The 25,820-nt window shown below is 53.3% G+C and carries 21 protein-coding genes; 11 read left to right on the top strand and 10 right to left on the bottom strand.

The window, feature by feature from the left end; translation table 11 throughout:
* Positions 1-68 precede the first annotated feature (68 nt).
* The gene (locus LY264_RS21950; RefSeq protein WP_032944272.1) at positions 69-893 is read right to left on the bottom strand and encodes an AraC family transcriptional regulator; all 825 of its coding nucleotides are present in this window, start codon (positions 891-893) and stop codon (positions 69-71) included.
* Between the two features lie 81 nt (positions 894-974).
* Positions 975-1,823: an SDR family oxidoreductase gene (locus LY264_RS21945; RefSeq protein ID WP_048227197.1), complete on the bottom strand. Its 849-nt coding sequence runs from the start codon at positions 1,821-1,823 to the stop codon at positions 975-977.
* Positions 1,824-1,913: 90 nt separating this feature from the next.
* Here LY264_RS21945 and LY264_RS21940 point away from each other — a divergent pair, with 90 nt between their 5' ends.
* A complete protein-coding gene (locus tag LY264_RS21940) occupies positions 1,914-2,294 on the top strand; it encodes a winged helix-turn-helix transcriptional regulator (protein WP_032934267.1) in 381 nt (126 codons plus the stop codon).
* Positions 2,295-2,341: 47 nt separating this feature from the next.
* Here LY264_RS21940 and cpdB read toward each other — a convergent pair whose 3' ends face one another.
* The gene (gene cpdB, locus LY264_RS21935) at positions 2,342-4,285 is read right to left on the bottom strand and encodes a 2',3'-cyclic-nucleotide 2'-phosphodiesterase (protein WP_122983997.1); all 1,944 of its coding nucleotides are present in this window, start codon (positions 4,283-4,285) and stop codon (positions 2,342-2,344) included.
* A 188-nt stretch (positions 4,286-4,473) separates the two neighbouring features.
* Between cpdB and cysQ the strand changes: the two genes are divergently transcribed.
* Positions 4,474-5,214, top strand: a complete 741-nt coding sequence (cysQ, locus tag LY264_RS21930) for a 3'(2'),5'-bisphosphate nucleotidase CysQ (protein ID WP_008786026.1) — start codon at positions 4,474-4,476, stop codon at positions 5,212-5,214.
* Here the strand turns inward: cysQ and LY264_RS21925 are convergent.
* Positions 5,204-5,761: a YtfJ family protein gene (locus tag LY264_RS21925; protein ID WP_048215073.1), complete on the bottom strand. Its 558-nt coding sequence runs from the start codon at positions 5,759-5,761 to the stop codon at positions 5,204-5,206. The two genes, cysQ and LY264_RS21925, sit on opposite strands and share 11 nt — an antisense overlap.
* Positions 5,762-6,089: 328 nt before the next feature.
* Between LY264_RS21925 and LY264_RS21920 the strand changes: the two genes are divergently transcribed.
* Positions 6,090-6,296, top strand: a complete 207-nt coding sequence (locus LY264_RS21920) for a DUF1107 domain-containing protein (RefSeq protein ID WP_003025710.1) — start codon at positions 6,090-6,092, stop codon at positions 6,294-6,296.
* A gap of 66 nt (positions 6,297-6,362) precedes the next feature.
* Here LY264_RS21920 and paeA read toward each other — a convergent pair whose 3' ends face one another.
* Both paeA and msrA read right to left on the bottom strand, forming a co-directional pair.
* Entirely contained in the window at positions 6,363-7,703 is a 1,341-nt protein-coding gene (paeA, locus tag LY264_RS21915; RefSeq protein ID WP_003025713.1) for a polyamine export protein PaeA, read from the bottom strand.
* 272 nt (positions 7,704-7,975) lie between these two features.
* A complete protein-coding gene (msrA, locus tag LY264_RS21910; protein ID WP_003830412.1) occupies positions 7,976-8,614 on the bottom strand; it encodes a peptide-methionine (S)-S-oxide reductase MsrA in 639 nt (212 codons plus the stop codon).
* 212 nt (positions 8,615-8,826) lie between these two features.
* On the opposite strand from msrA, the gene tamA reads away from it, so the two are divergent.
* From tamA to LY264_RS21895, 3 genes are read left to right on the top strand one after another with little or no spacing between them, the layout of a single operon-like run.
* Positions 8,827-10,560 (top strand): autotransporter assembly complex protein TamA, encoded by a 1,734-nt coding sequence (gene tamA, locus LY264_RS21905; protein WP_042312760.1) that lies wholly within the window; start codon positions 8,827-8,829, stop codon positions 10,558-10,560.
* Positions 10,557-14,333 (top strand): autotransporter assembly complex protein TamB, encoded by a 3,777-nt coding sequence (tamB, locus tag LY264_RS21900; RefSeq protein WP_048227195.1) that lies wholly within the window; start codon positions 10,557-10,559, stop codon positions 14,331-14,333. The genes tamA and tamB overlap by 4 nt, the downstream gene beginning before the upstream one ends.
* A 2-nt stretch (positions 14,334-14,335) precedes the next feature.
* Positions 14,336-14,680, top strand: a complete 345-nt coding sequence (locus LY264_RS21895) for a gamma-glutamylcyclotransferase family protein (RefSeq protein ID WP_003025723.1) — start codon at positions 14,336-14,338, stop codon at positions 14,678-14,680.
* A 57-nt stretch (positions 14,681-14,737) separates the two neighbouring features.
* On the opposite strand, the gene LY264_RS21890 is transcribed toward LY264_RS21895, so the two are convergent.
* The 3 genes from LY264_RS21890 to ppa all read right to left on the bottom strand — a co-directional run bounded on the left by LY264_RS21890 (position 14,738) and on the right by ppa (position 18,629).
* The gene (locus tag LY264_RS21890; protein ID WP_020996258.1) at positions 14,738-16,747 is read right to left on the bottom strand and encodes a TonB-dependent receptor domain-containing protein; all 2,010 of its coding nucleotides are present in this window, start codon (positions 16,745-16,747) and stop codon (positions 14,738-14,740) included.
* 84 nt (positions 16,748-16,831) lie between these two features.
* Positions 16,832-17,902: a 7-bladed beta-propeller protein YncE gene (gene yncE, locus LY264_RS21885; RefSeq protein WP_071692263.1), complete on the bottom strand. Its 1,071-nt coding sequence runs from the start codon at positions 17,900-17,902 to the stop codon at positions 16,832-16,834.
* A gap of 199 nt (positions 17,903-18,101) precedes the next feature.
* A complete protein-coding gene (gene ppa, locus LY264_RS21880; RefSeq protein WP_003025726.1) occupies positions 18,102-18,629 on the bottom strand; it encodes an inorganic diphosphatase in 528 nt (175 codons plus the stop codon).
* A gap of 309 nt (positions 18,630-18,938) precedes the next feature.
* Here ppa and ytfQ point away from each other — a divergent pair, with 309 nt between their 5' ends.
* From ytfQ to LY264_RS21855, 5 genes are all read left to right on the top strand, one after another.
* Positions 18,939-19,895 (top strand): galactofuranose ABC transporter substrate-binding protein YtfQ, encoded by a 957-nt coding sequence (gene ytfQ / locus LY264_RS21875; protein ID WP_008786033.1) that lies wholly within the window; start codon positions 18,939-18,941, stop codon positions 19,893-19,895.
* 103 nt (positions 19,896-19,998) lie between these two features.
* Positions 19,999-21,501, top strand: coding sequence for a galactofuranose ABC transporter, ATP-binding protein YtfR (gene ytfR / locus LY264_RS21870; protein ID WP_048215067.1), 1,503 nt, complete (start codon positions 19,999-20,001; stop codon positions 21,499-21,501).
* A gap of 13 nt (positions 21,502-21,514) precedes the next feature.
* The gene (gene ytfT, locus LY264_RS21865) at positions 21,515-22,537 is read left to right on the top strand and encodes a galactofuranose ABC transporter, ATP-binding protein YtfT (RefSeq protein WP_003830397.1); all 1,023 of its coding nucleotides are present in this window, start codon (positions 21,515-21,517) and stop codon (positions 22,535-22,537) included.
* A complete protein-coding gene (yjfF, locus tag LY264_RS21860; RefSeq protein ID WP_048215066.1) occupies positions 22,524-23,525 on the top strand; it encodes a galactofuranose ABC transporter, permease protein YjfF in 1,002 nt (333 codons plus the stop codon). Before ytfT ends, yjfF begins: the two co-directional genes overlap by 14 nt.
* Positions 23,526-23,628: 103 nt before the next feature.
* Entirely contained in the window at positions 23,629-24,741 is a 1,113-nt protein-coding gene (locus LY264_RS21855) for a methyl-accepting chemotaxis protein (protein WP_008786037.1), read from the top strand.
* Between the two features lie 76 nt (positions 24,742-24,817).
* Here the strand turns inward: LY264_RS21855 and fbp are convergent, their stop codons facing one another.
* Positions 24,818-25,816, bottom strand: a complete 999-nt coding sequence (fbp, locus tag LY264_RS21850; RefSeq protein ID WP_003830390.1) for a class 1 fructose-bisphosphatase — start codon at positions 25,814-25,816, stop codon at positions 24,818-24,820.
* Positions 25,817-25,820: the final 4 nt, after the last annotated feature.

Genomic DNA, 25,820 nt, shown 5'->3' with positions numbered 1-25,820 from the left:
TCCACATCGTTTAACAATAAGTCGAGTGTAGGCAGGAAAAATGCTGCCGTATTGTATGAGATTGCTGATCAACGCCGGACGACTTGTTTCTGATAACGTACCGGCGTAATGCCGTAGCGATGGGTAAACGCGCGGGTGAGATGCGACTGGTCGGTGAGGCCGGTTGCGGCGGCGACCTCTGCGGCGGGCATACCGTAAGTGAGAAAACCTTTGGCTCGCCACAGCCGGATCGCCATCAGCATCTGGTGCGGCGTGACGTGGAAATGAGACTTAAACTGGCGCTGAAAATGCCAGGGACTCAGCGATGCAACCCGCGCCAGCTCGTCGAGCGTGACCGGATGCATATAATTATCATGCAGATACTCGCGTACCCGTTCAAAGCGATGCGCCCCCTCCGGCAATACCGGCGCATGGCGGGCCAGCGGCTGGAACGTGTCGATCAGATCGAGTAGGAGTCCTTTTTGCGCCAGCGGATCCTCCGTGTTCCACAGGCCGTGGATCAGCGAGCAGATCTGGCGCGAGCGCAGCGGATCGTGACGCGTTACGTCATGAAACCACCAGTGGCGGATCCCGGTGACCTCTTCCAGAAGGTCGGGTTCAAGGTAAATCATCCGATAGCGCCAGCCGTCGGCGGTTTCGGCTTCGCCGGTATGCAGCTCATCGGGATTCATGGTGACGACGGAATGGGCGGGGGCAACATACTGCGTGCCGCGATAACGAAAACGTTCGGCTCCGGCTTCTATCGCGCCAATGCCAAACGCTTCATGGGTGTGCGGCTCGAAAGCGTAACGCGAGATGTGTGCATGATACAGCTCAACGCCCGGCACCTGCGCCAGATGGCGAAAGCGGGCGCTGTCTTTCTCATCAATAAACTGCTCAGGTACACCTTGCACGTTTTCTCTCCCCACGCATCATCCTGTCATTATCAGAGAGGATGCGCGGGGATGCCACCACAATTAACTAATTTTTAACACTTACACGATGCCTTTGACGCTGTCAGCCAACGAGGTTGTCGGGCGACCAATCAGTTTGCTCAGCGTATGGCTGTCGTCGAACAGACCACCTTTGGAGGCGCCAGTGTCTGAGTCAGCCAGCATGTCCGCCAGCCCGGCAGGCAGGCCTACACCTTTTAGCGCGGCGGCAAAATCTGCTTCGCTCAGGTTCTGATACACCACTTTTTTACCACTCTGTTTTGCCAGCTCGGCAGCCAACTGGCTCAGGGTCCAGCCTGCGTCGCCCGCCAGCTCATAGGTTTTACCGGAATGACCGTCTTCACTGATGACGCGTGCGGCGGCAGCGGCATAGTCGGCGCGGGTCGCTGAGGCAATTTTGCCTTCACCTGCAGCCCCGATAAACACGCCATGTTCCAGTGCAGCCGGTGCGCTGGCGAGATAGTTTTCGGTGTACCAGCCGTTACGCAGCAGCGCGTAGGCGATACCGGATTCAGCCAGCATCTTCTCGGTTGCCACATGCTCATCAGCCAGCCCCAGCGGGGAGGTGTCGGCGTGCAGCAGGCTGGTGTAGGCGATGAATTTCACGTGCGCGGCTTTCGCTGCGTTGATCACGTTACGATGCTGCGGGGCACGTTGTCCCACTTCGCTGGAGGAGATCAGCAGTAGCTTGTCGATACCCTGTAAGGCAGTTGTAAAGGCGGCTTCATCGCTGTAATCCGCCTGACGAACGGTAATGCCCTGCTGGCTAAGCGCCGTCGCTTTAGCGGGATTACGCACAATTGCCACAATCTGGCTGGCAGGAACGGTTTTCAGCAGAGATTCAATAACGTGTTGGCCCAGTTGGCCGGTGGCGCCGGTAATTGCGATCATGGGGTGACTCCTTGGTATTGGTCTTGTGTTTAATCACGCTAACACCTAAACTTACTTTTAGTAAGTACGCACAAAAAGGTTAGTATGAAAATGACAGCTTCGACGCTCTCCCAGCAGTTACGCGATGGCAACTTGTTTGCCGAACAGTGTCCCTCCCGTGAGGTGTTAAAACACGTCACCAGCCGCTGGGGCGTGTTGATTCTGGTGGCGCTGCGCGACGGTACGCACCGTTTCAGCGATTTGCGCCGTAAGATGGGCGGGGTCAGTGAAAAGATGCTGGCGCAATCCCTGCAAGCGTTAGAGCATGACGGGTTTATCAATCGGGTGTCGTATCCGGTGGTACCGCCGCACGTGGAGTATAGCCTGACGCCGTTGGGTGAGCAGGTGAGCGATAAAGTCGCCGCGCTGGCGGACTGGATAGAACTGAATTTGCCGCAAGTTTTAGCGCAGCGGGACGAACGGGCTGCGTAGTTTTGTAGGCCGGATAAGACGCTATTGCGCCGCATCCGGCACGAAAATTACTTACTTAAATCCAGCTGATAAATAGCGAAACCGATGTCATCGGTCGCGACTTTCTTCAGCGGATACTGGCCTTTCTCTTTAATAAATGCCGCGGCTTTGTCAGACGGTGATGTTTCAAAGCGAATATCCAGTGGTGTATCGCTATGAATTGGCGCCAGACGCCAGTTGTTATCTGCCGCCGGGTGAATTTCACCGGCACGCTTCGTCTCAGCACCAATCCACGCGGCCAGCACCGAGCGGTTTTCATCCGGAGAAGCAAACGCGATGTGGCTGTCGCCGGTTCCGGCAAACTTACCGCCGTAGGCGCGGTAGTTGTTGGTCGCGACGAGGAAGGTGGCATTCGGATCGATTGGTTTGCCGTTAAAGGTCAGATTTTTAATACGTTCCGCTTTCGGGTTAATGGTCTGACATTCACCGTCGTAGCGGGCGGGTTGTGAAACATCAATCTGATAATTCACGCCGTCAATCACGTCGAAATTATAGGTACGGAAGCCATCCCAGTTAATCAACGACTGTGGTTTGCTGCTGTGGATATCAATCTGATTGAACTGCCCGGCGGAACATTCCAGCCACTCTTTCACCTCTTTACCGCTGGCTTTCACCACCACCAGAGTGTTGGGATAGAGATACAAATCAGCGGCGTTACGGAAGGTTAACTGGCCTTTTTCGACTTCTACGAAGCTTGCCGGATCGTTCTTGCGTCCACCGACCTTAAACGGCGCGGCGGCGGAAAGTACCGGCAGTTTTGCCAGATCCGGATCGCCCTGAATAAAGTGTTCCACATAGGCTTTCTGCGCGTTGTTCACCACCTGTACGGTCGGGTCATCCTGTACCAGCGCCAGATAGCTGTACATGTTGTCGGCGGATTTACCGATCGGTTTGCTGACAAACTCACGCGTGGCGTCGTGATCGGCTTTCAGGATCTCAACGATTTTTTTGTCTTCTGCTGCCAGTGATTTTTTGGCTGCGGCGTCATAGATCGGGCGCGCCTCGGCTTTCGCCTGAGTGACCTGCCATTTACCGCTGTCGTTATTCAACACTAAATCCACCACGCCCAGGTGATCGCCCCACATACCCGGCATCACCGCAGGAACCCCATTCAGCGTACCTTTTGTGATATCTGCGCCTTTAATATTGGCAAAGTCTTTACCCGGGAAGACGGCGTGAGCGTGACCAAACATAATGGCATCCACGCCCGGTACTTCGCTGAGGTAATAAACGGAGTTTTCCGCCATCGTTTGATATGGGTCGGCAGAAAGCCCGGAGTGAGCAACCACCACCACAACATCGGCGCCTTTTTCTCTCATTTCCGGAACGTATTTGCGTGCAGTTTCCGTAATGTCGTTCACCGTGACTTTGCCGCTGAGGTTGGCTTTATCCCAGGTCATAATCTGCGGTGGAACAAAGCCGATATAGCCAATCTTCAGCGTCTGCTTGTTCCCTTCCTTGTCGACCACTTCAGTGTCTTTGATCAAGTAAGGCGTAAACAGCGGCTTTTTGGTCTTCACGTCGATGATATTGGCGTTAACGTAAGGGAACTTCGCTCCGGCTAGCGCGTTGTGCAGATACTCCAGACCGTAGTTGAATTCATGGTTGCCGAGGTTACCCACCGCGTAATCCAGGGTATTCAGCGCCTTATATACCGGGTGAGTTTCGCCCGCTTTCAGCCCCTTGGCCGCCATGTAATCCCCGAGCGGGCTACCCTGAATCAGATCGCCATTATCAACCAGCACGCTGTTTTTGACTTCACCACGCGCAGCGTTGATCAAACTTGCCGTACGTACCAGACCGAATTTTTCTGTCGGTGTATCTTTGTAATAATCGAAATCCATAATATTGCTATGCAAATCAGTGGTTTCCATTATACGCAGATCGACGGTCGCGGCATTGACGCTGGCTGCAATCAGCGTTGCCAGAAGCGTTGCACTAAACTTAATCATCAGGGGCATCCTTTTAAGATCTAAGCCACAAAAGAAAATGTATATAAATCTTCTTGCTTACAGAACTGTGAATCATGACATGAATATAGCGTTTAAAACCGCAGACGCTATCACAGTTGGCGGATCCCCTGACGATCGGGTATAAGTAAAACAACGAGTTAACACCACTGACAGAAACGAGGTGGAGAATGCTAGAACATGTATGCCAGCTTGCACGGAACGCGGGCGATGCCATTATGCAGGTCTACGATGGAATCAAACCGATGGAGATTACCAGCAAGCAGGATGATTCTCCGGTTACGGCGGCAGATATCGCCGCACATACGGTGATCCTCGAAGGATTACTGGCGCTGACGCCGGATATTCCGGTTCTGTCTGAAGAGGCGCCTCCTGGCTGGGATGTTCGCCAGCATTGGCAGCGCTACTGGCTGGTGGACCCGCTGGACGGGACCAAAGAGTTCATTAAGCGTAACGGTGAATTTACCGTCAATATTGCGCTGATCGAGAAAGGAAAGCCGGTTCTGGGCGTGGTTTACGCGCCGGTAATGAAAGTGATGTACAGCGCAGCAGAAGGTAAAGCGTGGAAAGAAGAGTGCGGCGTACGCAAACAAATTCAGGTTCGTGACGCGCGTCCGCCGCTGGTGGTCATTAGCCGCTCGCATGCCGACAATGAGTTAAAAGAATATCTGCAACAGTTGGGTGAGCACCAGACCACGTCGATTGGCTCATCGCTGAAGTTCTGCCTGGTGGCGGAAGGGCACGCACAGCTGTATCCGCGTTTTGGGCCAACCAACGTGTGGGATACCGCCGCTGGCCATGCCGTTGCAGCCGCAGCCGGAGCGCACGTTCACGACTGGCAGGGGAAACCTCTGGATTACACCCCACGTGAATCGTTCCTCAACCCCGGCTTCCGCGTCTCTATTTACTGAGTAATTTGTGCAGCAGGGCAATTACCTGCTGCACCTCTTCCTGCGTTAATGCGCCATCTTTTGCCCACTGCACGCGTCCGTCCTTGTCGAGTACGGCGATAGCGGAGCTCTCTTCATCCAGTTGCCAGGCTTTACGCGCAATGCCATTGCTGTCGACAATGAATTGCGACCACGGGTAGAGCTTCTTATTGCTCTCCAGACTGCTGCGCACAAACATACCGGAACCGGGAATGGCGTCATCCGTGTTGACGATAGTGGTGGTCTGGTATTTGTCGTGCGGCAGGTTGGCGGCTTTGATTGCCTCGATCAGCGTCGCATTTTTCTCTTTGGCGGAGGTGCGTCCGGCAATGTGTTGCACAATTCGCACTTTGCCTGGCAACTGCGCGCTATTCCAGCTTTTGTAGCTAAACTTATCGTTATCGAGAATCAGTTCGCCACGATCGGCGATCCCCACCGGCGGTACGCGCTGGTCAGTCTCAAACTTATGTGCGGAGGCAATCATCGGCAGTAGCAGGCACGACAGCGCCAGCAGTTTTCGTAAGGTCATAGGTTTTCCTTCTTTCTTTTATTTTGCAGGTGATCCGACCACTTGGGTCTGGAATTTAATCATATGTGCGAATGATGCTTTTTCCCGCAAGCGCGATGCCAGTTTGCGGACGGGCGCACAAATCCTGCGAAAAATGAAGGCTTATACTGAAGACAGCGAAGCGTTGAAAAGATAATTCTGAATAATTGTAACTTGAAGGTAAATAAACTTATACACGCTGGAAACATCAACGAGATAGTCTATAGTCATAGGGCATTAAAATTTGCGCCTGAGGATTGTCGGACCGATTGTGGTACCGCAAAGGCGTAATGCTCAGCAGGAGACAACAATGAAAATTTTCCAACGATACAACCCGCTGCAGGTGGCGAAGTACGTGAAGATCCTGTTTCGTGGACGGTTATATATCAAGGATGTAGGCGCTTTTGAATTTGATAAGGGTAAGATTCTTATCCCAAAAGTGAAGGACAAACTGCATTTTTCCGTGATGTCCGAAGTTAACCGTCAGGTCTTGCGTCTGCAAACTGAGATGGCTTGATCAAAGTGCTATGCAGTAGTTAAAAAAACGGCTCCTGATGGGAGCCGTTGATGTTTCTGTAAGGCGTTAAGATGCCTTTGCCTCTTCTTTTGCATCTGGCAGTTTTGGTACCAGAACAGTAGGTTTGCTGTCCAGACGCGTCACCAGCAGCTGATCGATCTTGTAGTTATCGATATCCACCACTTCAAATTTGTAGCCTGAATACTTCACCGAGTCGGTGCGTTTCGGGATTTTACGCAGCATAAACATCATAAAACCACCAATGGTTTCATAGTTGCCGGACTGCGGGAACTCGTCGATATCCAGCACGCGCATCACGTCATCAATCGGCGTACCGCCGTCGACTAACCATGAGTTTTCATCACGTGCCACAATCTGCTCTTCCAGACCCTGACCTACCAGATCGCCCATCAGCGTCGTCATAACGTCGTTGAGGGTGATAATCCCCACCACCAGCGCGTACTCGTTCATGATGACGGCAAAGTCTTCGCCTGCGGTCTTGAAGCTTTCCAGCGCTTCAGAGAGCGTCAGCGTGTCCGGGACGATCAGCGTATTGCGGATCTGTACGCCGCTGTTCAGCGCCATGCTTTGGTTCGCCAGTACGCGGTTGAGGAGATCCTTTGAATCAACATAACCAATGATGTGGTCGATATCTTCGTTACACACCAGGAATTTGGAGTGCGGATGTTCCGCCACCTTGTTCTTCAGGCTTTGCTCATCTTCATGGAGATCGAACCAGATAATATTCTCGCGCGAGGTCATTGAAGACGGGACGGTACGGGATTCCAGTTCGAATACATTTTCAATCAGCTCATGCTCCTGCTTGCGCAGAACACCCGCCAGCGCACCCGCTTCGACCACGGCGTAAATGTCGTCCGAGGTGATGTCGTCTTTACGCACCATTGGGATCTTAAACAGACGGAAAATGTTGTTTGCCAGACCGTTAAAGAACCACACCAGCGGGCGGAAGACCAGCAGGCAGAAGCGCATCGGGTTGATGATACGCAAAGCCACAGCTTCTGGCGCAATCATACCGATGCGTTTCGGGGTTAAATCCGCGAACAGGATGAACAGGCCAGTAACCAGCGAGAACGACAGAATAAAGCTTAACTGTTCGGACAGCTCTGGAGCGAAGTACTTCGAGAAAAGGCTGTAAAACGCCGGAGAGAATGCTGCATCACCGACGATACCGCCGAGAATGGCGACCGCGTTAAGGCCAATTTGCACGACGGTAAAAAACATGCCGGGGTTTTCCTGCATCTTCAAAACACGTTGTGCGTTTACGTTGCCTTCATCGGCAAGTAGTTTAAGTTTTATTTTGCGTGATGCAGCAAGCGAGATCTCAGATATCGAGAAAAACGCACTCACGGCGATCAGGCAGAGAATGACTAAAATACTGTTTAACATATCTTATCCGACCGTTCGGGTCAGATCCTCGGAAGGGAGAAGTTGATACTCGTCGTCTTTCAAGCTGCAGGTGCGTTAGCTGCACTCATTCACCCCAGTCACATAGTTCTCTATGCTCCTGGGGATTCACGAGTTTGCCGCCTGCCTGCAACTCGAAATCCTTAGAGTATAAATCCAATGGAATATTCATTGAAAACCGGCTCGTGGAAGTGAGCCGGTAAATTCAGAAGCTAGTATAGCGTAAGGTACTGTAAAGTCGCCAGAGGGGGAAATTATCCTTGTGGGGGCAGGCAAACACCAATACCACCAATGCCACAGTAACCGTAAGGATTTTTGTGCAGATACTGCTGGTGATCGTCCTCGGCATAATAGAACGGGGTTGCCGTAGTGATTTCCGTGGTAATGGTGCGCTCGTCGCCTGCGGCGGTCATTGCTGCCTGAAAACGTTCAAGGCTGGCCTGTGCGGCGGCGGTTTGTTCCGGCGTTAACGGGTAAATGGCGGAGCGATACTGCGTGCCCTGGTCGTTCCCCTGACGCATGCCTTGAGCCGGGTCGTGATTTTCCCAGAACACCTGCAGCAGTTGTTCGTAGCTGATAACATGCGGGTCATAGACGATGCGTACCGCTTCGGCATGCCCGGTATCGCCAGAACACACTTCACGATAGGTTGGGTTTGGGGTGTAGCCGCCGGTGTACCCGGCCGCTGTGCTGTAGACCCCTGGCAATGACCAAAATAAACGCTCAACGCCCCAGAAACATCCCATGGCGAAATACGCTATTTCCATACCGTCGGGCACGTTGGTCATCGAATGTTGGTTAACCGCATGCAGCGTTGCCACTGGCATCGGGGTGTTGCGTCCAGGTAGCGCATCTGCTTGAGTAACAAGATGCTTTCTATCAAATAAACTCATGGCCGTTCTCCCGAAATCAGTCATTTGGGTTAAGGTTGTAACGAGACGCGTCTTTGCCCACAATAAACGGCGTGAATACGTCTAGAGTTAAACATAAGAAATATTTGGGTTGTCGTCTGTTTTTCAACTCTTATTGTTGATTTTTTGTTAAGCCGAGGAACGGCATAGTATTTTTTTCCAGGGGTGGGAAAAAAGGATATTCAGGAGAAAATGTGCCACATATCCGTCAGTTATGTTGGGTGGGATTACTGTGCTTAAGTGGCTCCGCCGCCGCCGCGAATGTTCGCTTACAGGTCGAAGGATTATCAGGACCGCTGGAGAAAAACGTCCGTGCGCAGCTCTCCACGATTCAAAGTGATGAAGTCACTCCAGACCGACGCTTTCGTGCGCGCGTTGATGATGCCATCCGCGAAGGGCTAAAAGCGCTGGGCTACTTTGAGCCGACCATCGATTTTGAGCTGCGTCCACCGCCGGCAAAAGGCCGCCAGGTGCTGATTGCCAAAGTGACCCCCGGCGAGCCGGTGCTGATTGGTGGCACTGAGGTGATTTTGCGCGGTGGCGCGCGTACGGATAAAGATTATCTGGATCTGCTGAAAACGCGCCCGGCAATCGGCACCGTGCTGAATCAGGGGGACTATGACAACTTCAAAAAGTCACTCACCAGCGTGGCGCTGCGTAAAGGTTATTTCGACAGTGAATTTAATAAAAGCCAGCTCGGGATAGCGCTTGAGCGCCGCCAGGCGTTCTGGGATATCGATTACAACAGCGGCGAACGCTATCGCTTTGGGCATGTCACCTTTGAAGGCTCGCAAATTCGCGATGAGTATCTGCAAAATCTGGTGCCCTTTAAAGAAGGTGAAGAGTACGAGTCGAAAGATCTGGGCGAACTGAACCGTCGTCTGTCGGCGACCGGATGGTTTAATTCTGTGGTTGTCGCGCCAGAATTTGATAAAGCCCGCAAAACCAAGGTGCTGCCGCTGAAAGGCGTGGTCTCACCGCGAACCGAAAACACTATCGAAACCGGGGTCGGTTATTCAACTGACGTCGGGCCACGGGTGAAGACCTCGTGGAAAAAACCGTGGATGAACTCCTACGGGCACAGCCTGACGACCAGCGCCAGTATCTCGGCGCCAGAGCAGGTGCTTGATTTCAGCTATAAAATGCCGCTGTTAAAGAACCCGCTGGAACAGTATTACCTGGTACAGGGCGGCTTTAAGCGTACCGATTTAAACGACACCGAGCAGGATTCCACAACGCTTGCGGTTTCCCGTTACTGGGACCTCTCCAGCGGCTGGCAGCGCGCGATTAACCTGCGCTGGAGCCTCGACCACTTTACGCAGGGTAACGTCACCAACACCACTATGCTGCTCTATCCGGGCGTGATGATCAGCCGGACGCGTTCACGCGGCGGCCTGATGCCTGTCTGGGGCGATTCCCAGCGCTACTCTATTGATTACTCGAACACCGCCTGGGGTTCAGATGTTGATTTCTCCGTCTTCCAGGCGCAAAACGTCTGGATCCGCACGCTGTACGACAGGCACCGCTTTGTGATGCGCGGCAACCTCGGCTGGATTGAAACCGGCGACTTCGACAAAGTGCCGCCGGATCTGCGTTTCTTCGCCGGGGGCGATCGCAGCATTCGTGGTTACAAATACAAATCTATTTCGCCTGAAGGCAGCGACGGCAAGCTGAAAGGGGCCTCGAAGCTGGCGACCGGCTCGCTGGAATATCAGTACAACGTGACCGGAAAATGGTGGGGCGCAATGTTTGTCGATAGCGGTGAAGCGGTCAGCGATATCCGCAAAAGCGATTTCAAAACCGGCGCCGGGGTCGGCGTACGCTGGCAATCGCCGGTCGGACCTATCAAGCTCGACTTTGCCGTCCCGGTCGGCGACAAAGATGAACATGGTTTACAGTTTTACATCGGTCTGGGGCCTGAATTATGAGTTTATGGAAGAAGATAAGCCTCGGCGTGCTGATTTTTATCCTGCTGCTGTTAGGCACGGTGGCGTTCCTCGTTGGCACCACCTCGGGCCTGCATCTGATCTTCAAAGCGGCTAATCGTTGGGTTCCGGGTCTGGAAATTGGTCAGGTCACCGGCGGCTGGCGGGATCTATCGCTCAAAAATATTCGTTACGACCAGCCTGGCGTGGCGGTGAATGCTGGTGAAGTGCATCTGGCCGTGGGGCTTAACTGCCTGTGGGACAGCAGCCTGTGCGTCAACGATCTGGCGCTGAAAAACATCAACGTGGCGATCGACAGCAAAAAGATGCCGCCATCTGCGCCGGTTGAAGAAGAAGAGAGCGGTCCGCTCAACCTTTCCACGCCTTACCCAATCACGCTTTCGCGCGTGGCGCTTAACAACATCAATATCAAAATCGATGACACCACGGTTTCGGTGCTGGATTTTACCTCCGGCCTGAACTGGCAGGAAAAAACGCTGACGTTGAAGCCAACGTCATTACAGGGGCTGCTGATTGCTCTGCCTAAAGTGGCGGAAGTGGCACAGGAAGAGGTTGTCGAACCGAAGATTCAAAACCCGCAGCCGGATGAAAAACCGCTCGGTGAAACGCTAAAAGATCTGTTCTCAAAGCCGGTACTGCCGGAAATGACAGATGTCCATCTGCCGCTCAATCTCAATATTGAAGAGTTTCGCGGCGAGCAGCTGCGCGTGACCGGGGATACGGATTTAACAGTACATAGTATGCTGCTGAAAGTGAGCAGCATTGACGGCAACATGAAGCTCGACGCGCTGGATATCGACTCGAATCAGGGAACGGTAAAAGCCAGCGGTACGGCGCAGCTCACCAACACATGGCCGGTGGATATTACCCTCAACAGCACGCTGAACGTCGATCCATTAAAAGGCGAAAAGGTGAAGCTGAAGGTTGGCGGCGCGCTGCGCGAACAGCTGGAAGTCGGCGTCAATCTGTCTGGTCCGGTAGATATGGACCTGCGTGCGCAGACGCGCCTGGCAGAAGCCGGATTGCCGCTCAACATTGAGGTGGTGAGTAAGCAGGTTTACTGGCCGTTTACCGGTGAGAAACAGTTCCAGGCCGATGACATCAAGCTCAAACTGACCGGCAAGATGACCGACTATACGCTGTCGATGCGTACCGCCGTGAAAGGTCAGGATATTCCTCCAGCTACTATCACGCTGGACGCCAAAGGCAACGAGCAGCAGATCAATCTCGACAAACTCAGCGTTGCGGCGCTGGAAGGGAAAACCGAGCTGAAAGCGCTGGTGGACTGGCAGCAGGCGATCAGCTGGCGCGGGGAGCTAACGCTGGATGGTATCAATACCGCGAAAGCGATCCCGGACTGGCCGTCAAAACTGAATGGCCTGGTGAAAACGCGCGGCAGTCTGTACGGCGGAAGCTGGCAGATGGAGGTTCCGGAGCTGAAGCTGACCGGCAACGTGAAGCAGAACAAGGTCAATGTGAACGGTTCGCTGAAGGGGAACAGCTACCTGCAGTGGACGATTCCGGGCCTGCATCTGGAACTGGGACGTAACAGTGCGGACGTAAAAGGCGAGCTGGGGGTTAAAGACCTCAACCTCGACGCGACGATTGATGCCCCAAGCCTGGATAACGCGCTGCCGGGGCTGGGCGGTACGGCGAAAGGGCTGGTAAAAGTTCGCGGTACGGTTGAAGCACCACAGCTGCTGGCGGATATTACCGCCCGTGGTCTGCGCTGGCAGGAGCTTTCCGTTGCTCAGGTTCGCGTCGAAGGCGATGTGAAATCGGCCGAGCAAATCGCCGGTAATCTCAACGTTCGCGTAGAGCGAATTGTACAACCTGACGTGAATATTGGTCTGGTAACGCTCAACGCCAAAGGCAGTGAAAAGCAGCATGAACTGCAGTTACGTATTCAGGGTGAGCCGGTTTCCGGGCAACTGGATCTTGCCGGGAGCTTTGATCGCAAAGAACAGCGCTGGAAAGGGGAGTTAAGCAATACCCGCTTCCAGACGCCGGTCGGTCCGTGGTCGCTCAACCGGGCTATCGCGCTGGATTATCGTAATCAGGAACAGAAAATTAGTATCGGACCGCACTGCTGGAACAACCCGAATGCGGAGCTGTGCGTACCACAAACCATTGATGCCGGTGCAGAAGGTCGCGCGGTGGTGAATCTTAACCGCTTCGACCTGGCGATGCTAAAACCGTTTATGCCGGAGACAACCCAGGCCAGCGGTGTGTTCACCGGCAAAGCTGATGTGAGCTGGGACACTACCAAAGAGGGGCTGCCACAGGGGCAGGTCACCCTGAGCGGACGTAACGTGAAGGTCACGCAAAGCGTGAATGATGCCCCGCTCCCCGTGGCGTTTGAAACGCTGAATCTGACCGCCGACCTGCACAATAACCGTGCCGAGTTGGGCTGGCTGATTCGTCTGACCAACAACGGGCAGTTTGACGGGCAGGTGCAGGTAACGGACCCGCAAGGGCGTCGTAATCTGGGCGGTAACGTCAATATTCGCAACTTCAATCTGGCGATGGTGAACCCCATCTTCTCGCGCGGTGAAAAAGCGGCAGGGATGATCAACGCCAACCTGCGGCTGGGCGGCGATGTGCAAAGCCCGCAGTTGCTTGGACAGCTGCAACTGAGTGGTCTGGATATTGACGGTAACTTCATGCCGTTTGACATGCAGCCAAGCCAGTTAGCCGTTAACTTCACCGGAACACGCTCAACGCTGGCGGGCGTGGTGCGTACGCAGCAGGGCGAAATTAACCTGAGCGGCAATGCCGACTGGAGTCAGATAGACAACTGGCGGGCGCGCGTTGCGGCTAAAGGCAGCAGGGTACGTATTACCGTACCGCCGATGGTCCGCCTCGACGTATCGCCGGACGTGGTCTTTGAAGCCACGCCGAGCCTGTTTACTCTCGATGGCAACGTGGATGTGCCGTGGGCGCGTATCGTGGTACATGACCTGCCGGAAAGTGCGGTTGGGGTTTCCAGCGATATGGTTATGCTTAACAACAACCTGCAGCCCGAGAAACCGCAGACCGCCGGCATTCCGATCAACAGCAACCTGAACATCCACGTCGGTAACAACGTGCGTCTTGACGCCTTTGGTCTGAAAGCGCGTCTGACGGGCGATCTGAAAGTGGTGCAGGATAAGCAAGGTCTGGGGCTTAACGGGCAAATTAATATCCCGAGCGGTCGCTTCCACGCCTATGGTCAGGATCTGATTGTGCGTAAGGGCGAGCTGTTGTTCTCCGGTCCGCCGGATCAGCCGTTGCTCAACATCGAGGCAATTCGTAACCCGGATGCCACCGAAGACGACGTGATCGCTGGCGTTCGCGTCACCGGTACCGCCGATGAACCGAAGGCGGAGATCTTCTCCGACCCGGCAATGTCGCAGCAAATGGCGCTTTCCTACCTGCTACGTGGACAAGGGCTGGATAGCGAACAGAGCGATAGCGCAGCGATGACTTCAATGCTTATTGGTCTGGGGGTTGCACAAAGTGGTCAGGTTGTGGGTAAAATCGGGGAGACATTTGGCGTAAGCAATCTGGCACTGGACACGCAAGGGGTGGGCGACTCATCTCAGGTGGTTGTCAGCGGATACGTACTGCCAGGTCTGCAGGTGAAATATGGTGTGGGTATATTTGACTCCTTAGCGACACTCACGCTACGTTATCGTCTGATGCCTAAGCTATATCTGGAAGCAGTGTCTGGCGTAGATCAGGCACTTGATTTGCTCTATCAGTTCGAGTTTTAGCAATGCGAATATTTGTCTACGGCAGTTTACGAACCAAACAAGGCAACAGCCACTGGATGACCAATGCCCTGTTGCTGGGAAATTTCAGTATCGATAACTACCAGTTGTACAGCCTGGGCCACTATCCAGGCGCGGTTCCGGGAAATGGAACAGTACACGGGGAAGTTTATCGTATTGATAACGCCACGCTGGCAGAGCTTGACGCTCTGCGTACCCGCGGCGGTGAATACGCACGCCAGTTAATTCAAACGCCGTACGGAAGTGCATGGATGTACGTGTACCAACGTCCGGTTGATGGCTTAACGCTGATTGAAAGCGGTAACTGGTTAGACAGAGACCAGTACTGATATATCGCCTACCAGAATAAACAACGCCGCCTTCGGGTGGCGTTGTTTATTAAAGGCTTAAAACTCCACGCGCGCGCCGAGGTTATAGCGGCGGCCTTCCACCTGCGCGGATTCATTCCATGCAGTCGTCAGTTTCGGATCTTCATCCAGCACGTTGTAGATCCCTGCCATCAGCTGCGTGTGCTTATTGAGCTTATAACGTACGCCTACGTCGACCATCGTGTAGTCATCGTACTTATAGTTATTGCCGCTGTTGCGGTTACTGCTGCGGTAATTCACCGTACTCCATACGTCCAGACTCTGCGTTGCCGCCCAGTTCAGCGACAGGTTCGCCATATGGCGCGGGTAATCGTTGAGCGCGTAGCCTTTGTTTACGCCGCTTTTCTGTTCGCTATGGTTCCAGGTGTAGTTAGCGTTGGCTTTTACATCGGCGCTAATCTGCCAGTCGGCATTCAGTTCTATGCCGTACACGTCCGCCTTGCTGACGTTGAAGTATTTACTGACGGAGTCCGCCTTGTAGCCATTCACGGAGCACTGATTCGTCGATGTAGTTTCGCAAATGGTTTGTTCAGCAATTTTGTCTTTGAACTGCGTATAGAAGACGGTGCTATCCAGTGACAGCGCATTCCCCGTCCAGTAGAGACCCAGCTCAGAGTTAACGCTTTGTTCTGGTTTCAGATCGTCGTTACCGACGGTCAGGAAGGGATAAGGTACGGTCGAGCCGTATGGGGTGACAAAGTCGCTGGATGTCGCACGCAGCTCAGGTTTTTTATAACCAGCGGAAACGCCGCCCTTCAGCGCCCAGTCATTGCTGAAGGCCCAGTTACCGTACATTTTCGGCGTAATATGTGTGCCAAAGTTATCATCCTGGTCCATACGCGCTGATGTAGTCAGGATAAAGTCGTCAATGCTCCAGCCGTCTTCAGCAAACAATGCCCAACCGTTACGGCTGATTTTTGTCACTGGCTCAGATCCGGGCAGCGTTTTGTTGGCCACATCAAAGCGGTCATTCAGCTCTTCGCGGGTGAAATTCGCCCCAACGGTCAGTTTATGGTTGTCGAGCGTGAAGGTGGTTTGCGAATTAGCGACGTAGTTCTCCATCTGCACATACTGCGGCGACTGGCCGTCATAAACGTACTTCGAACGGCCTTTTTCATAGTTTATGTAGTTGGTCGTTGCAATGGTGTCGTCGGCATACCAGCCGGTATGCGTTAGGGTGGCGGCGTTACGATCGAACAGCCATGACCACGGCGCGCCGCGCTTCTGGGTACGGTTTTTCTCCTGCTCACCGGTGACCACATTGAGGTCGAACAGGTTATTTTCGCTAGCGGCCAGGCCCAGCGTCATATCAACGGATTTACGGTTGTGTTTACCGAAATAGTTATTGCGATCGTCATCGCGACGGTCAAGCCAGTCGGCCGCTACGCTAAGGCCGAGAACATCGGGCACAATCGGCCCCATGGTAAACAGATTCATCTGGCTGGTATTACCCAAATACTGGTGTTCCTGAAGCCAGGTATTGGCGGCAATTGCCGTCGTCCACTCTTTTGCGCCATACGGTTTTTTGGTAATCACGTTGACCACACCGCCGATGGCATCTGATCCGTACAGCGAGGACATGGGCCCGCGGATAACTTCGATACGCTCAATGGCCTCCATCGGCGGTAAGAAGTTGGCTTCAGTACCGATGTCATGTCCGTAAGGGCGAGATTCACCGGTATTTTGTTTGACGCTGTTGACCATAAACGCGGTATAGGACGGGTCCATGCCGCGGATCATAATGCTGCCAGCGTTCATACCGCTGCTGTTGGTGACCGAGACGCCAGGAAGGTTTTTAATCGCTTCACCAATGCTACGGTCCGGCTGAATATCCAGCGTTTTACGATCGATAACGGAAATGGTGGCCGGCGCTTCGCGCTTTTGCTGCGAGAACCCGGATGCGGTGATCACCATTTCATCTTCGCTATTGCGTGAGGTTTCGGTGAGTTCTTCTGCCTGAGTGGGGAAAATAACACCGCCTGAGAATGCAACGATCCCTGTCAGCGTAATAAGTTGACGCGTTTTCATAATATAGACACCTGAAAAGTAAAAAATAAAAGCATCACCTTGCAGCCCAGAAAAGCTGCAAGGTGTCAGAAGCGTTTTTAATTATTAATATTTGGAGAGGTCGATTTGCATCACGTAGTCGGGCTTCACACCGGTCATTTTTTCCGGCTGTTTGACGCTGACATACAGGGTGTTGGCATCAGACGAGAGCGCCAGGCTGTTAGGTAACGCATTGGTTTCAATGCTTTGTTTTACCTGATAAGTCTTGCTGTCCACAATGCTGATGCGCTTTGCATTACGGTGGGTGATATACACTTCCTGGCGCTTTTCGTTATATATCACTGCCAGGGAGTTGATAACCTTAATGGGGGCAATAACCTTACCGGTATTAATATCAACAACCAGTACATCCGCTAAATCAGGATCGGTCAGGAATGCGCGATTATTTTTTGCATCCAAAGCAATATTCAGGAAAAAATGTTTTTTGCCTGGCTCAATACTAAAGCGGTTAATAATTTGATGGTTAGTGGTATCCAGCGTAATAAGTTCGTTGCGGCCATTTACGACATACAGGCGGTTCTTATTGGCATCTACGGCCATACCGGTCGGATACTGGCCCATGTTTTCAAGGGTGGCGATTTTCTCGCGCTTTTGCGTATCCACCACCCAGACAATGCCCTTTTCAGCCACGCCGGAAACGTACAGGCGGTGATGCTGTTTATCGAGCACCATTTCGCGGGTATGGACAATTTCTTTCGGGTTTTTGGCTTCGCTCAGTTGCAGTATCGCCAGCTCTTTACCGCTGCGGGTATCAATGAGCGTGACCGAACCCTCCAGCGTGTTGCCGACATAGAGCACCTGGTTTTCTGCATCCAGGGCAGTGGCAAAGGCACGACGGCTGGTTTCGATAACTTCAGTCGTGGTGAGCTTTTCCAGATCGAGTTTATAGATAAGCCCGCTGGTTTTATCTTTATCAAACGACGGCGACGAGGCAGCAAAAAGCGCATTCTGCTGGCTATCAACCGCCAGTTCATACACGCCGTTGCCAACGTCGCGGGTCAGAAAATCTTGCTCAGGTAGCGTCTGCGCCACGCTGGACAGGCTGGTAAATAACAGTGCTGTGGCGAGAGCCACGCAGGAATAGCGTTTCAGGGACTTCACATTGTGGAGGTTCATTGACTTTTATTCACATTTATTTACATGCTGAGAATGATAATGAGATCTAATCTCATTCGCAATTAAGATAAATGAAATGTGACTACCCAATCTGGTAGGTCAAAAAGAAAACAGCGAAGGGGAGGGGGAAAAGAAAGTAGAAATTAAAAAACCCTTACTAACCAGGGGCTGGCGTTCAGGGCTTTAAGCTAACGCGAACTTACTTCTTCGCGCGCTCGAAGGAAGCAACGATTTCAGCTTTAGCAGCTTCAGCGTTGTCCCAACCGTCAACTTTCACCCATTTGCCCGCTTCGAGATCTTTGTAGTGTTCGAAGAAGTGGGTGATCTGCGCTTTCAGCAGTTCCGGCAGGTCGGTCACATCTTTGATGTGATCGTATTCTTTGCTCAGCTTGGTGTGCGGTACCGCAACCAGTTTTGCATCTTCACCGGATTCGTCGGTCATTTTCAGTACGCCAACCGGACGGCAACGGATCACTGAACCTGGCTCCAGCGGGTACGGAGTCGGGACCAGAACGTCTACCGGGTCACCGTCCAGAGACAGGGTGTGGTTGATGTAACCGTAGTTGCACGGATAGAACATCGCGGTGGACATGAAGCGGTCAACGAACAGGGCGCCGCTCTCTTTGTCAACTTCGTATTTGATCGGATCTGCGTTCGCAGGGATCTCGATAACAACGTAGATATCTTCCGGCAGGTCTTTACCGGCAGGGACGTTGAGTAAGCTCATGTCTGTTTCCTTTAAATAAGCTATGGCAAACAAGTGGCGGGTATTATAGCCAACTCGCGCGGAATGTCTCCGCTTGTTTTCGCTTTCTCTGCGTGCATTTTCTTCTTTTTACCTCTCTCTCGTGACAGAAAAATCCATATCTTCAGCCGCATTTTTCATAGTGAGATGAAAGCGATTACAAAGTTGTGATTAACGTTTTATTTACTTTTTTGAAGTGTGATGTAACGCAATCCGTTACATGCTCAATTGTCTATAGTTTTTTCGCAACGGTTAATTAACCAACAATAATCACCCTACGAGGACGCACTTATGTGGAAGCGCTTACTTTTAGTCACAGCAGTTTCGGCAGCCATGTCGTCTATGGCAATGGCAGCCCCTTTAACCGTAGGATTTTCGCAGGTTGGCTCTGAATCCGGCTGGCGCGCCGCAGAAACCAATGTCGCGAAAAGCGAGGCCGAAAAGCGGGGAATTACGCTGAAAATCGCTGATGGCCAGCAAAAGCAGGAAAACCAGATTAAAGCAGTCCGCTCATTTGTTGCGCAGGGCGTCGACGCCATCTTTATTGCGCCGGTCGTGGCAACGGGTTGGGAGCCGGTGTTAAAAGAAGCTAAAGATGCCGACATTCCGGTCTTTTTGCTCGATCGTTCCATCGATGTAAAAGACAAATCTCTCTATATGACCACCGTCACCGCCGACAACGTGCTGGAAGGTAAATTGATCGGCGACTGGCTGATTAAACAAGTGGATGGCAAGCCGTGTAACGTCGTTGAGCTGCAAGGGACCGTTGGGGCCAGCGTGGCGATCGATCGTAAGAAAGGCTTTGCTGAAGCTATCGCTAATGCGCCAAACATCAAAATTATTCGCTCTCAGTCCGGTGACTTCACCCGCAGTAAAGGGAAAGAAGTGATGGAGAGCTTTATCAAAGCGGAAAACAACGGCAAGAACATCTGTATGGTTTACGCCCACAACGATGACATGGTGATCGGTGCGATTCAGGCGATCAAAGAAGCGGGCCTGAAACCTGGCAAAGATATTCTCACCGGTTCTATCGATGGCGTACCGGATATCTACAAAGCGATGATTGACGGCGAAGCCAACGCCAGCGTCGAACTGACGCCGAATATGGCCGGCCCGGCATTCGACGCGCTGGAGAAATTCAAAAAAGACGGCACGATGCCTGAGAAGCTGACCATTACCAAGTCGATCCTCTATCTGCCGGATACGGCGAAAGAAGAGTTAGAGAAGAAGAAAAACATGGGCTACTAAGCCTTCATGAAAATGCCGGGGGCGCTGCGCTTGCCCGGCCTACATTACGCTCTTTTGTAGGCCGGATAAGCGTAGCGCCATCCGGCGTGATGCAGGGGGAACCATGACCACCGACCAACATCAGGAAATCCTCCGCACCGAAGGATTAAGCAAATTCTTTCCCGGCGTCAAAGCGTTGGATAACGTGGATTTCAGCTTGCGTCGTGGCGAGATTATGGCGCTGCTGGGAGAAAACGGAGCCGGCAAATCGACGCTCATCAAAGCGCTGACCGGCGTTTACCATGCCGATCGCGGCACTATCTGGCTCGAAGGCCAACCGATCACCCCCAAAAACACCGCCCATGCCCAACAACTGGGGATTGGCACCGTGTACCAGGAAGTGAACCTCCTGCCCAATATGTCGGTTGCCGATAACTTATTTATTGGTCGTGAACCGCGGCGTTTTGGCCTGCTTCAGCGCAAGCAGATGGAAAAACGCGCGACGGAACTGATGGCGTCATACGGTTTTTCCCTTGACGTGCGCGAGCCGCTGAACCGCTTTTCCGTGGCGATGCAACAAATCGTCGCCATCTGTCGGGCGATCGATCTCTCCGCGAAAGTGCTGATCCTCGATGAACCCACCGCCAGCCTCGATACCCAGGAAGTTGAAATGCTGTTTGGCCTGATGCGACATCTGCGCGATCGGGGCGTCAGTCTGATCTTCGTCACCCACTTTCTCGATCAGGTTTATCAGGTCAGCGATCGCATTACCGTCCTGCGGAACGGCGGCTTCGTTGGCTGCCGTGAAACCCGAGAACTGCCTCAGATCGAACTGGTCAAAATGATGCTGGGCCGTGAACTGGATACCCATGCACTACAGCGTGCGGGCCGCACGTTGCTGAGTGATAAACCGGTGGCGGCATTCAGCGGCTTTGGCAAAAAAGGCACCATCGCGCCATTTGATCTACAGGTGCGTCCCGGTGAGATCGTCGGTCTCGCCGGACTACTGGGGTCCGGGCGAACGGAAACGGCGGAGGTGATCTTCGGTATTAAACCCGCAGACAGCGGAAGTGCGCTGATTAAAGGCAAACCGCAGACCTTGCGATCGCCACATCAGGCTTCGTGTCTGGGGATCGGTTTCTGTCCGGAGGATCGCAAAACGGATGGCATTATTGCTGCCGCTTCGGTGCGGGAAAACATCATTCTGGCATTGCAGGCGCAGCGCGGCTGGCTGCGGCCTATTCCCCGGAAAGAGCAAAACGAGATTGCCGAGCGTTTTATCCGCCAGCTTGGTATTCGTACTCCGAACGCTGAGCAACCGATCGAATTTCTCTCCGGCGGCAATCAGCAAAAAGTATTGCTCTCGCGCTGGTTACTGACCAAACCGCAGTTCCTGATCCTCGATGAACCCACGCGTGGGATCGACGTTGGCGCGCATGCGGAGATCATCCGCCTGATCGAAACGCTGTGCGCGGATGGTCTGGCGCTGCTGGTCATTTCATCCGAACTGGAAGAGTTAGTGGGCTATGCCGATCGGGTCATTATTATGCGCGATCGCAAACAGGTGGCCGAGATCCCCCTGGCTGAACTGTCCGTACCGGCGATCATGAATGCCATTGCGGCCTAAGGAGACTATGGTGATGCCTCAATCTCTCCCTCAATCCAATCCGTCTAAACGGCGGTTCCGTTGGCCAAAGGGGATGCCACAGCTGGTGGCGTTACTGCTGGTGCTGCTGGTGGATAGCCTGGTCGCCCCGCATTTCTACCAGGTGATTTTGCAGGATGGTCGGCTGTTCGGTAGCCCGATTGATATTCTCAACCGTGCCGCGCCCGTGGCGCTATTGGCGATTGGTATGACGCTGGTGATTGCAACCGGTGGCATCGACCTTTCCGTGGGGGCCGTCATGGCTATTGCTGGCGCCACTACCGCGGCGATGACGGTGGCCGGGCACAGTCTGCCGGTAGTGCTGCTTGCCGCCTTAGGCTCCGGCATTCTGGCTGGGCTGTGGAACGGGATTCTGGTGGCCATCCTCAAGATCCAACCGTTTGTCGCCACGCTAATCCTGATGGTGGCCGGGCGCGGGGTGGCGCAGCTTATCACTTCCGGGCAGATCGTCACCTTTAACTCGCCCGAACTGTCATGGTTTGGCAGCGGCTCGCTCTTACTGTTCCCTACGCCGGTAATTATTGCACTGCTCACGCTGGTGGTGTTCTGGCTGCTGACGCGGAAAACGGCGCTGGGTATGTTTATCGAAGCGGTGGGTATCAACATTCGTGCGGCAAAAAACGCCGGGGTGAACACCCGCATTATCGTGATGCTCACCTATGTGCTGAGCGGCCTGTGCGCGGCTATCGCTGGCATTATCGTCACGGCGGACATTCGCGGGGCAGATGCCAATAACGCCGGATTATGGCTGGAGCTGGATGCCATCCTGGCGGTGGTTATCGGCGGCGGATCGCTGATGGGCGGGCGCTTTAACCTGCTGCTGTCGGTGGTAGGCGCACTGATTATTCAGGGCATGAATACCGGGATTTTGCTGTCGGGCTTCCAGCCGGAACTGAATCAGGTGGTCAAAGCCGTGGTGGTGTTGTGTGTGCTGGTCGTGCAGTCACAACGCTTTATCAGCCTGATAAAAGGAGTGCGTGGTCATGATAAAACGTAATTTACCGCTGATGATCACCCTCGGCGTGTTTGTGCTGGGTTATCTCTACTGCCTGACGCAGTTTCCCGCTTTTGCTTCCACCCGGGTCATTTGCAATATCCTGACCGATAACGCCTTTCTGGGCATTATTGCCGTAGGCATGACCTTCGTGATCCTCTCTGGCGGGATCGACCTTTCCGTTGGCTCGGTGATCGCCTTTACCGGCGTATTTCTGGCAAAGGCCATTGGCTATTGGGGCATTTCTCCGCTGCTGGCGTTCCCTTTGGTTTTGCTGATGGGCTGCGCGTTTGGTGCGTTTATGGGGTTACTGATTGATGCGCTGAAGATCCCGGCATTTATTATCACTCTGGCGGGAATGTTCTTCCTGCGCGGCGTCAGCTATCTGGTCTCAGAAGAATCCATCCCAATTAACCATCCGGTTTATGACATGCTCTCAAGCCTGGCATGGAAAATTCCCGGCGGTGGTCGCCTGAGCGCGATGGGATTGCTGATGCTGGCGGTTGTCGTCATCGGCATATTCCTGGCGCACCGTACGCGCTTTGGTAATCAGGTTTACGCGATTGGCGGCAACGCCACTTCTGCCAACCTGATGGGCATCTCAACCCGCAGCACCACCATCCGCATTTATATGCTGTCTACCGGGCTTGCGACGCTTGCCGGCATTGTCTTTTCCATTTACACCCAGGCGGGCTATGCGCTGGCGGGCGTTGGCGTCGAACTGGATGCGATAGCCTCAGTTGTGATTGGTGGAACGCTGCTCAGCGGTGGGGTCGGTACAGTGTTAGGGACGTTGTTTGGCGTCGCTATTCAGGGGCTGATCCAGACCTACATTAATTTTGACGGCACATTAAGTTCCTGGTGGACGAAGATCGCGATTGGCATTTTATTGTTTATTTTTATAGCGTTACAACGCGGTCTGACGGTGCTTTGGGAAAATCGTCAAAGCTCGCCGGTTACCCGAGTGGGTACGGCGGCAACACCAAAGTAACATCCTGATTTTGCACAAAACATTTAAATACCTAAACTTTTTCCGGTTGTAGTCGATAGGTTCTGTACAGGTCTGTTTTAACCCTACAACCGGAAATATAACGATGCCAAAATCCCTTTCAATTCGATCAAGTTTGTTGGTGTTATTGTCTCTGCTGACGTTCCTTCTGTTACTGACCGGTGGCATGGGGCTATATGCGTCTACCCGTGTCATTACCTCTTTGATTTATCACGGTATTATGAGCGCTGCAATGTTGGCTGCTATCGCATTGCTGGCGGTCATTTGGTTTATGCTGCGAAATAAGTTTCTCAAACCGTTGGATAACATGGTTGAGCAACTGGAACGTCTGGCAACGGGGGATTTGTCGCCGGTTACCGCGTTGTCGGCCAGCGCCGAATTCAACCGCCTGAACGCGGCAATGGATGACATGCGCCATGCGCTGGGCGACTCGGTACAGCGCGTACGCGATGCCAGCTCGCAAATTGATATTGGCAGTCGTGAACTGACGGCCGGTAACCAGCACCTGGCGCAACGCACTGAATCGACAGCCACTTCGCTGGAGCAGACCGCCGCCAGCATGGAAGAACTCACGGCGACGGTGAAACAGAATGCGCAGAACGCGGAACAGGCGCACCAACTGGCAAAATCGGTGTCGGATACCGCCGATCGCGGTAGCGAAATGGTATGCTATGTGATCGAGAAAATGCGCGATATTTCCGGAAGTTCCAGCCGAATCGCCGACATCCTCAGCGTGATTGATGGCATTGCTTTCCAGACCAATATTCTGGCGCTCAATGCTTCCGTTGAAGCTGCGCGGGCTGGTGAGCAGGGGCGGGGCTTTGCGGTTGTGGCTGGTGAAGTGCGTAATCTGGCCAGCCGCAGCGCCGAGGCGGCCAAAGAGATCCGTACGCTAATCAGCGATTCGCACACCCATGTGGGGGAAGGCAGTGAACTGGCGCAGCAGGCGGGCGAAACCATGGATGAAATCGCGACCGAGGTTATGCGTATGACCAAACTGATGCGTGAAATTGCCAGTGCGTCCCAGGAACAGAGTCGCGGCATAGAGCAGGTGAATATCGCGGTGATTCAGATGGATGAAACGGCGCAGCAAAACGCGGCGCTGGTACAGCAGTCTTCAGCGGCTACCCGCTCGCTGGAAGAGCAGTCTTCAGCGCTAATCGAAGCAATGGCCGTATTTAAGCTACAGAAAGCGTAAGCAGACGATGGATTTTGTAGGCCGGATGGCAACGCTACGCGTTTTATCCGGCCTACGTCCGTGCGATGAATAATAATTACGCGTCCGGGAACTCGCGGATAAAGCGTTCTACATCTTCAACCATATGGTCGTTACCCACGAAGAAGGAACGGCGCTGGTGCAGACTTTCTGGGGTGATATCCAGAATGCGTTCTTTACCATCGCTGGCTTTGCCGCCCGCCTGCTCGGCCAGGAAGGCCATCGGGTTGCATTCATACAGCAGACGCAGTTTCCCTTGCGGGTGGCTGGCGGTGCTTGGGTACAGGTAGATTCCGCCTTTCAGCAGATTGCGATGGAAATCCGCAACCAGAGAGCCAATGTAGCGCGAGGTATACGGGCGCTGGGTTGGCTTATCTTCTTCCTGGCAGAATTTAATGTACTTCTTCACGCCGTTCGGGAATTTGATGTAGTTACCTTCGTTAATGGAGTACGTGCTGCCTTTCGCCGGGAAGCGCATACGTTCCTGGCTGAGGCAGAATACGCCCAGAGAAGGATCGTAGGTGAAGGCATGTACGCCACAGCCGGTGGTATACACCAGCATGGTGGAAGAACCATAAACAACGTAACCTGCAGCAACCTGCTTATTGCCCGGCTGCAGGAAATCCTCTTCCGTAACCGGTGTGCCGACTGGGGTTACGCGGCGATAAATAGAGAAAATCGTACCGACAGAGACGTTAACATCGATGTTGGATGAGCCATCCAGCGGATCCATTAGCACAACGTATTTAGCGTGTTCACAGCCTTCAAAGACGACGATTTCATCTTCTTCTTCTGAGGCAATGCCCGCCACAATGTCGCGCGCCTTCAGTGCAGCTTTCAGTTTTTCGTTCGCGAACAGATCGAGTTTTTGCTGAACCTCTCCCTGCACGTTCTCAGCACCGCTGGCACCCAGGATATCGACCAGACCGGCCTTATTGATATCGCGGTGGATGATCTTGGCGCCCAGCTTTATTGCCGACAACAAAGCAGTGAGTTCACCGGTAGCATGAGAAAACTCGTGCTGCTTTTCGACAATAAATTCACCTAACGTTTTCATAACA

Origin of the sequence: Citrobacter portucalensis, assembly GCF_023374935.1 — a bacterium.
GTDB classification, from domain to species: domain Bacteria; phylum Pseudomonadota; class Gammaproteobacteria; order Enterobacterales; family Enterobacteriaceae; genus Citrobacter; species Citrobacter portucalensis.
The sequence above is the reverse complement of the archived record's forward strand: the minus strand, read 5'-3'. Positions and strand labels throughout refer to the sequence as shown.

Excerpts from the sequence above, each read along its gene's own strand:
- cysQ (WP_008786026.1), top strand. The coding sequence starts at position 4,474 with ATGCTAGAACATGTATGCCAGCTTGCACGGAACGCGGGCGATGCCATT.
- ytfR (WP_048215067.1), top strand. The coding sequence starts at position 19,999 with ATGACCACCGACCAACATCAGGAAATCCTCCGCACCGAAGGATTAAGC.
- yjfF (WP_048215066.1), top strand. The coding sequence starts at position 22,524 with ATGATAAAACGTAATTTACCGCTGATGATCACCCTCGGCGTGTTTGTG.
- cpdB (WP_122983997.1), bottom strand. The coding sequence starts at position 4,285 with ATGATTAAGTTTAGTGCAACGCTTCTGGCAACGCTGATTGCAGCCAGC.
- ppa (WP_003025726.1), bottom strand. The coding sequence starts at position 18,629 with ATGAGCTTACTCAACGTCCCTGCCGGTAAAGACCTGCCGGAAGATATC.
- LY264_RS21895 (WP_003025723.1), top strand. The coding sequence starts at position 14,336 with ATGCGAATATTTGTCTACGGCAGTTTACGAACCAAACAAGGCAACAGC.
- LY264_RS21890 (WP_020996258.1), bottom strand. The coding sequence starts at position 16,747 with ATGAAAACGCGTCAACTTATTACGCTGACAGGGATCGTTGCATTCTCA.
- fbp (WP_003830390.1), bottom strand. The coding sequence starts at position 25,816 with ATGAAAACGTTAGGTGAATTTATTGTCGAAAAGCAGCACGAGTTTTCT.
- LY264_RS21925 (WP_048215073.1), bottom strand. The coding sequence starts at position 5,761 with ATGACCTTACGAAAACTGCTGGCGCTGTCGTGCCTGCTACTGCCGATG.
- ytfQ (WP_008786033.1), top strand. The coding sequence starts at position 18,939 with ATGTGGAAGCGCTTACTTTTAGTCACAGCAGTTTCGGCAGCCATGTCG.
- LY264_RS21855 (WP_008786037.1), top strand. The coding sequence starts at position 23,629 with ATGCCAAAATCCCTTTCAATTCGATCAAGTTTGTTGGTGTTATTGTCT.
- LY264_RS21920 (WP_003025710.1), top strand. The coding sequence starts at position 6,090 with ATGAAAATTTTCCAACGATACAACCCGCTGCAGGTGGCGAAGTACGTG.
- LY264_RS21945 (WP_048227197.1), bottom strand. The coding sequence starts at position 1,823 with ATGATCGCAATTACCGGCGCCACCGGCCAACTGGGCCAACACGTTATT.
- ytfT (WP_003830397.1), top strand. The coding sequence starts at position 21,515 with ATGCCTCAATCTCTCCCTCAATCCAATCCGTCTAAACGGCGGTTCCGT.
- tamB (WP_048227195.1), top strand. The coding sequence starts at position 10,557 with ATGAGTTTATGGAAGAAGATAAGCCTCGGCGTGCTGATTTTTATCCTG.
- paeA (WP_003025713.1), bottom strand. The coding sequence starts at position 7,703 with ATGTTAAACAGTATTTTAGTCATTCTCTGCCTGATCGCCGTGAGTGCG.
- msrA (WP_003830412.1), bottom strand. The coding sequence starts at position 8,614 with ATGAGTTTATTTGATAGAAAGCATCTTGTTACTCAAGCAGATGCGCTA.
- yncE (WP_071692263.1), bottom strand. The coding sequence starts at position 17,902 with ATGAACCTCCACAATGTGAAGTCCCTGAAACGCTATTCCTGCGTGGCT.
- LY264_RS21940 (WP_032934267.1), top strand. The coding sequence starts at position 1,914 with ATGACAGCTTCGACGCTCTCCCAGCAGTTACGCGATGGCAACTTGTTT.